The sequence below is a fragment of the Clostridium thailandense genome (assembly GCF_019207025.1).
GTDB classification, from domain to species: Bacteria; Bacillota; Clostridia; order Clostridiales; family Clostridiaceae; genus Clostridium_AM; species Clostridium_AM thailandense.
Map to the genome: position 1 here is coordinate 58,453 of NZ_JAEEGC010000002.1, position 7,304 is coordinate 65,756.

A 7,304-nucleotide genomic window follows, 5' to 3' on the forward strand; every position below is an offset into this window, starting at 1 on the left:
CAATTACACTCAGCATGCACTTTTTGTGTATTACACAAATATTTATATAAAATAATTGAATGGGGGCTAAAAATATGACATTTAGTTTAGGTTTTCCTTCAAAACAAGGATTGTACGATCCAGCTAATGAGAAGGATGCTTGCGGTCTAGGGTTTGTAGCAAGTATAAAAGGAGAAAAAACCCACGATATCGTAAAGAAAGGTATACAGATCTTAGTTAACTTAACCCACAGAGGGGCAGTGGGTTCAGATCCTAAGACTGGTGATGGTGCAGGAATACTTGTACAGATTCCTGATGAATTTTTTAGAATAAGCTGTGATAATTTAGGCATAGAACTGCCTAAAGCTAACGAATATGGAGTTGGCATGGCATTCTTTCCTAGAGAAACCGCTTTGAGGCTTCAATGTGAAGGAATACTAGAAAGAACAGCTGAAGAAGAAGGTCAAAAGGTTTTAGGCTGGAGAGATGTACCTGTTGACAGTAGAACTATTGGTGAAACAGCAAAAGGTACAAGACCGATAATAAAACAGATATTTATAGGCAAAAATGCCGAAACTCAAACGGAATTTGAAAGAAAGCTTTATATCATTAGAAAAAAAGCTGAAAATGAGGTACAAAAGCTTTTAAAGGGTTCAGGTAAATCCTTTTATATATGCAGTCTTTCAAGTAAAACAGTAATTTATAAAGGACTATTACTAGCAGATCAAATAAAGAGTTTCTATATTGATTTAAATGATATTAATTTTAAAAGTGCTATTTCTTTAGTACATCAGAGATTTAGTACAAATACCTTCCCTACCTGGGATTTGGCACAGCCATTTAGATTTCTTGCACATAATGGTGAAATAAATACTATAAGAGGAAATAGAAACTGGATGCACGCTCGTGAGGGAATACTTCGTTCTGAAGTCTTTGGACGGGACCTAAATAAACTTTTTCCAATAATAAGTGCTGGAGGCAGCGACTCTGCTTCTCTTGATAATGCACTTGAGTTATTATACCAGGATGGCAGACCTCTCGCTCATTCAATGATGATGCTTATTCCTGAAGCATGGCATGGTAATGATGAGATGGAAGATTACAAAAAAGCCTTTTACGAATACCACGGTTCCTTACTAGAACCCTGGGACGGTCCAGCAGCTGTTGCTTTCTGTGATGGTGTTCAAGTTGGCGCAACTCTTGATAGAAATGGATTAAGACCTGCAAGATATGTTATAACAAAAGGCGGCCTTGTAGTGCTGGCATCAGAAGCTGGAGTACTAGAATTTAATCCTGAGGAAATTGCTGAAAAAGGTAAGCTTAAGTCAGGTAAGATGTTTTTAGTTGATACAGTACAAGAAAAGATTATAACTGATGAAGATTTAAAAACACAAATATGTCAAAGTGAACCGTACAGAGAGGCACTTGATAAATTAAAGTTTACTCTAGATATGTTTGAAGAGGTTAAAACAGCAAATGGTGAGTCGAGTCCAGAAGTATTAAAGGAAAAACAGCAAGCCTTTGGATATACTCTTGAAGATTTAAGAATAATATTAGGCACTATGGCAACAGATGCACATGAACCTATTGGCTCTATGGGAAATGATACTCCCCTTGCAGTGCTTTCAAATAAAAATCAGCTGCTTTTTTCATATTTTAAACAACTTTTTGCTCAGGTTACTAATCCTCCTATAGATCCTATAAGAGAAGAATTGGTAACATCTCTTGTTAATTATATTGGTTCTCAAGAAAATATTTTATTTAGTAAAAGCCTGAAAGAGTCTTTTATAGAACTTGATAGTCCTATATTAACTAATTCTGAAATAGCTAAAATAAAAAGCCTTAGAAACAAGGATTTTAAGACTACAACTGTTCCTATTACTTTTAAATATGATACAGGCATAGAAGGTTTTAAGGAGGCACTTAAAAAAATCTGTGAGAGAGCTTCAGAGAGAATAAAAGAAGGCTATAATATCTTGGTACTTAGTGACAAAAATGTAGATTCCTACGAAGCTGCAATTCCTAGTTTGCTGGCTGTTTCAGCAATGCAGCATTATTTAATTAAAGAAAAAACCCGCACAAAGGTTTCAATTATAGTTGAAACTGGAGAAGCAAGAGAAACAATGCATTTTGCCCTACTTATAGGTTATGGTGCTACTGCAGTTAACCCTTATCTGGCATTTGAAACCATAGATGAAATGGTTAAAGATAAGGATATTACTGGTGTGGATCCTGACAAAGCCGTTAAAAACTATATTTATGCAATAAATCACGGCTTACTTAAATTATTATCCAAAATGGGTATATCCACTCTTCAGAGTTACCATGGTGCTCAAATATTTGAAGCACTAGGCCTTGACTCCAAGTTCATAGATAAATATTTTGAAGGCACTCCTTCAAGAATAGGCGGTATAGGCATTGATATAGTTGCTCAAGAAGTTCTTTCAAGACATAAAAATGCTTTTAATAAAATAAGAAAACCTATTTCAGAGCTTGCTGTAGGAGGACACTACTCTTGGAGAAAAGAAGGTGAATTCCATCTTAACAATCCAGAAACCATATATAGACTTCAAGTTGCCACTAGAACAAATAATTATTCTTTATACAAGGAATATTCACAAATAATTAATGAACAGGATAAGAACCTATGTACAATAAGAGGATTGCTTAATATCAGAGAAGGAAATGAAATTCCAATAGAGGAAGTTGAACCACTAAGTGAAATAATGAAAAGATTCTGCACAGGAGCTATGTCCTTCGGTTCTATAAGCAAGGAAGCCCATGAAACTATGGCTATAGCTATGAACAGAATAGGTGGAAGAAGTAACTCAGGAGAAGGCGGCGAAGATCCTGACAGATATGTTGTGGATCCTAAAGGTGATCTTAGAAGAAGTGCTATAAAGCAAGTAGCATCAGCACGTTTCGGTGTAACCACTGAATATCTTGTTAATGCTGATGAACTGCAAATAAAAATGGCTCAGGGTGCAAAGCCAGGTGAAGGCGGTCAGCTTCCAGGCAATAAAGTTTGTGAGGACATTGCAAGAACTAGACACTCAACACCAGGAATAGATCTTATTTCTCCACCACCACACCACGATATTTATTCTATAGAAGATTTAGCACAGTTGATTTACGATTTAAAAAATGTAAATCCTGCAGCTAATATAAGTGTAAAACTAGTTTCTGAGGTTGGCGTAGGTACAGTTGCAGCTGGAGTTGCTAAAGCTCATGCAGATTTAATATTAATAAGTGGACATGATGGTGGTACAGGAGCATCACCGGTTTCTTCTATAAAACATGCCGGTATACCATGGGAACTTGGTTTATCTGAAACACAACAAGTACTTCTTTTAAATAATTTAAGAAGCAGAGTAAGAATACAAACGGATGGTCAGTTAAAAACCGGCAGGGATGTAGTAATAGCATCTTTACTTGGAGCTGAAGAATTTGGCTTTGCAACTACTGCTCTTATAGTAATGGGATGTACTATGCTTAGAAACTGCCACTTAAATACCTGCGAAATGGGTATAGCTACACACGATCCTGAACTTAGAAAGAATTTTAAGGGAAAACCAGAATACATCATAAACTTCTTTACCTTTATTGCACAAGAGGTTAGAGAATACATGGCAAAGCTTGGCTTTAGAACAGTGAATGAAATGGTAGGCAGAGTTGATATGTTAGAGACAAAAGCTGCTATTAGCCACTTTAAAGCTAAAGGACTAGATTTGTCCCCTATTTTGTATAAACCATATATGCCAAAAAGAATTAAGCCTTATTGTTCAATTGCGCAGGATCATGGTCTTGATGATGCTATGGATCATAAGCTTATTCAAGTGGCAGATAAGGCAATAACAGAAAAATTAAAAGTTAGATCAGATTTTGAAATAAAGAATGTAAATCGTTCAGTAGGTGTTATGCTTAGTGGAGCAATAGCTAAAAAATATGGACGCTCCGGACTTCCTGAAGATACAATTGTATTTAACTTTAAAGGTTCAGCAGGACAAAGTTTTGGTGCTTTTGGAATTAAAGGACTTACCCTAGTGCTTGAAGGTGAAGCCAATGATTATGTAGGTAAAGGACTATCTGGCGCTAAGATAATTATTAAGACTCCTAAAGAAGCAACTTTTGTGCAGGAGGATAATGTTATTGCTGGAAACACTATTTTATATGGTGCAACTTCTGGTAAAGCATTTATAAATGGTGCCGTAGGTGAAAGATTTGCAGTAAGAAACAGTGGTGCTTCTGCTATAGTAGAAGGCGTTGGTGCTCATTGCTGTGAATATATGACTGGTGGAAAAGTAATTGTCATTGGACAGACAGGAAGAAACTTTGCTGCAGGTATGAGTGGCGGTATAGCTTACGTACTTGATGAAGATGATTCTTTCAGTAAAAAATGCAACATGGAAATGGTAGAAGTTTCAGAACTTGCCAGCGGTGAGGATATAGACACAGTATTTGATTTTGTGAAAGAACATTATGAGTATACAAACAGTGTAAAGGCTAAACAAATATTAGACAATTGGGATAGTTACAAGATTAAATTTAAGAAAATAATACCTACTGCATATAAACTTATACTAGAACAAACAAGAGAAGAAGCAGCAATTGCTGCTAACATGTAAGGGAGGTGTCGTTATGGGTAAAGTAACAGGTTTTAAGGAATATGAAAGAGAAAATCCCAAAAGACGTCCAGTAAAGGAAAGAATTAAGGATTATAAAGAAGTATATCATAGACTTCCTGAAGACAAATTAAGCCTTCAGGGAGCCAGATGCATGAATTGTGGAACTGCCTTTTGTAACTGGGGATGCCCACTTGGAAACTTAATTCCTGACTGGAATGATTTAGTATACAAAGGTGAATGGTATAAGGCTTATGAAAGACTTTCCCTCACCAACACTTTCCCTGAATTCACTGGAAGAATATGTCCTGCACTTTGTGAGGGCTCATGTACTCTTGGAGTGAACAGAGAACCTGTCTCTGTAAGAGAAATAGAACTTAGTATAATTGAGAAGGCCTTTGAGGAGGGCTGGGTAAAGCCTAACCTTCCAAGAGTCAGAACAGGTATGAAGGTAGCTGTAATAGGATCAGGTCCATCCGGCCTTTCTGCAGCCGCAGAATTAAATTCTGTAGGTCATACTGTTACTGTATTTGAAAGAGCAAATGAAATAGGCGGATTACTGAGATATGGAATACCTGACTTTAAGCTTGAAAAGTATGTAGTAGACCGTAGATTAAATATAATGAAAGAAGAAGGAATAATCTTTAAAACTGGTTTTAATATTGGTGTAAATTACGGAACCAAGCATCTGTTAAAGGAATTTGATGCAGTTATATTAACAGGCGGTTCTACAACCCCTAGAGACCTCAATGTAGAAGGAAGAGAATTTAATGGAGTGCACTTTGCTATGGATTTCCTAGCACAACAAAATAAAAGAGTTAGCGGCAGTGACATCTTAGCTGAAGAAATATCTGCTAAGGGTAAAGTTGTTGTAGTCATCGGCGGCGGAGATACTGGCTCAGACTGCATAGGCACTTCTATAAGACATGGTGCCAAAGCAGTTTATCAATATGAAGTTATGCCTAAGCCGCCTACAGAGAGAGATGATACAATGCCTTGGCCGACTTTTCCAAGAACTCTTAAAACATCAACTTCTCACGAAGAAGGCTGTGTAAGAAAATGGTGCGTAAATACTAAAAAGCTTATTGGAAAAGATGGTGTTATAAAAAAACTTATTGGTTCAGAGGTTGAATGGAAAAACGTAGATGGCAAGTTACAAATGATAGAAGTTCCTGGAACAGAATTTGAGCAAGAAGTGGACTTAGTACTTTTAGCTATGGGCTTCCTTCATCCTCAGCATGAAGGTATGCTGAAAGATCTTGGAGTTAACCTTGACTCAAGAGGCAACGTAATAGTTGACGAAAACTATATGACTTCAAAAGAAGGTATCTTCTCTGCAGGAGATATGAAAAGCGGCCAATCCCTTGTGGTATGGGCTTTAGCTGATGGAAGAAAAATAGCAAGAGAAGTTGACAAGTATCTAATGGGTGAAACCTCATTAAGAGGATAGACCTTTCTATAATTATATAAAATAAAGAAGGGATTGTTGCACATGCAACAATCTCTTTTTAAGTCAGCTATGGAAGTTCCTTTATCTTATTCCAACATCTTTAATAATATCTGTTACATCCTGCCATTTATTTAAAGAATAAATATGAAGTCCATCTATTCCAGCATTTATAAATTTAAAAATTTGTTTTGCTGTATATTCTTTCCCTGCCTTTTTAAAGTCCTCTGGGTTGTCTCCATATCTGCCAATTATTTCTGCTAAATCCCTAGGTATAGAACTTCCATTAGATACAGCCATTCGAATAGTAGGATCTTTTGATAGTACTGGCATAACACCTACATCTATTGGCATTGATATTCCAGCTCTTTTAACTTTTTCTACCCACCAGCAATATTGATCAACATCATGACACAATTGAGTCATAATATAGTCTGCTCCAGCATCTTGTTTAATGCGTAAATGAGCAATATCCTCATCGAAAGAATGTGATTCAAAATGCTTTTCAGGATTACCTGAAACAGCAATGGTGAATTTAGGGAAATTTTTTCTTATATATTGTACTAATTCATTTGCATAGTTAAAATCTCCTCGTGTTCCTTCCCAACCTTTAGGAAAATCTCCTCGCAAAGCTAAAATGTGATCCACTCCCATATCTAAATATCTTTGCAATTCTTTTTTTATCTTTTCTTTTGTGTTTCCAATACAAGTATAGTGGGTAACTGGAATTGATTTTCCACTATCCTTAATAGCTTTACAGATCTCCATATTTCGACCTGCGTTTGTTCCTCCTGCACCATAAGTGCAACTAATAAAATCCGGATTAAACTGATAGAGATGTTCTAGTGTATCTAAAAGTGGTTCTATAGACTTGTCACTTTTAGGAGGAAAGACTTCAAAGGAAAAACTCATTTTTTTCTTCATGATTTCAGTTACTTTCATGCTAAAAACCCCCTTAAATTTATAGTTAATAGTATAAAGATATTAGTTATAAAAGTCTGTAACCTACGTTACTGTTTAGTTAATAAGCTTTACTTTTAGAAGTAGAAGTTTAATACTTTACTTAGACTATATGCTACTAGTCTTCATCAGTAGTGGCATGAACACTTGATGAATAATTACTAGTATTACTACTATTATGAGCTTTAATCTTATAATAATAGGTTTTATTAGATTTCAAGCTATAATCTGTATAACTTGATGTTGTAACCGTATCAATTTTAGAGTATGTGCCAGAAGATGACGTTGCTCTGTAA

General features: G+C 35.9%; 3 protein-coding genes. 2 read left to right on the forward strand and 1 reads right to left on the reverse strand.

All coding sequences use genetic code 11. The features are described from left to right. Nucleotides 1–74: 74 nt before the first annotated feature. Together gltB and I6U48_RS00425 are read left to right on the forward strand one after the other, a co-directional pair. A complete protein-coding gene (gltB, locus tag I6U48_RS00420; RefSeq protein WP_218318422.1) occupies nucleotides 75–4,604 on the forward strand; it encodes a glutamate synthase large subunit in 4,530 nt (1,509 codons plus the stop codon). 13 nt (nucleotides 4,605–4,617) lie between these two features. Further along, nucleotides 4,618–6,051: a glutamate synthase subunit beta gene (locus I6U48_RS00425; RefSeq protein WP_218318423.1), complete on the forward strand. Its 1,434-nt coding sequence runs from the start codon at nucleotides 4,618–4,620 to the stop codon at nucleotides 6,049–6,051. Between the two features lie 81 nt (nucleotides 6,052–6,132). On the opposite strand, the gene I6U48_RS00430 is transcribed toward I6U48_RS00425, so the two are convergent. After that, a complete protein-coding gene (locus I6U48_RS00430; RefSeq protein WP_218318424.1) occupies nucleotides 6,133–6,990 on the reverse strand; it encodes a methylenetetrahydrofolate reductase in 858 nt (285 codons plus the stop codon). Between the last annotated feature and the right edge of the window lie 314 nt (nucleotides 6,991–7,304).

Excerpts from the sequence above, each read along its gene's own strand:
- I6U48_RS00430 (WP_218318424.1), bottom strand. The coding sequence starts at position 6,990 with ATGAAAGTAACTGAAATCATGAAGAAAAAAATGAGTTTTTCCTTTGAA.
- I6U48_RS00425 (WP_218318423.1), top strand. The coding sequence starts at position 4,618 with ATGGGTAAAGTAACAGGTTTTAAGGAATATGAAAGAGAAAATCCCAAA.
- gltB (WP_218318422.1), top strand. The coding sequence starts at position 75 with ATGACATTTAGTTTAGGTTTTCCTTCAAAACAAGGATTGTACGATCCA.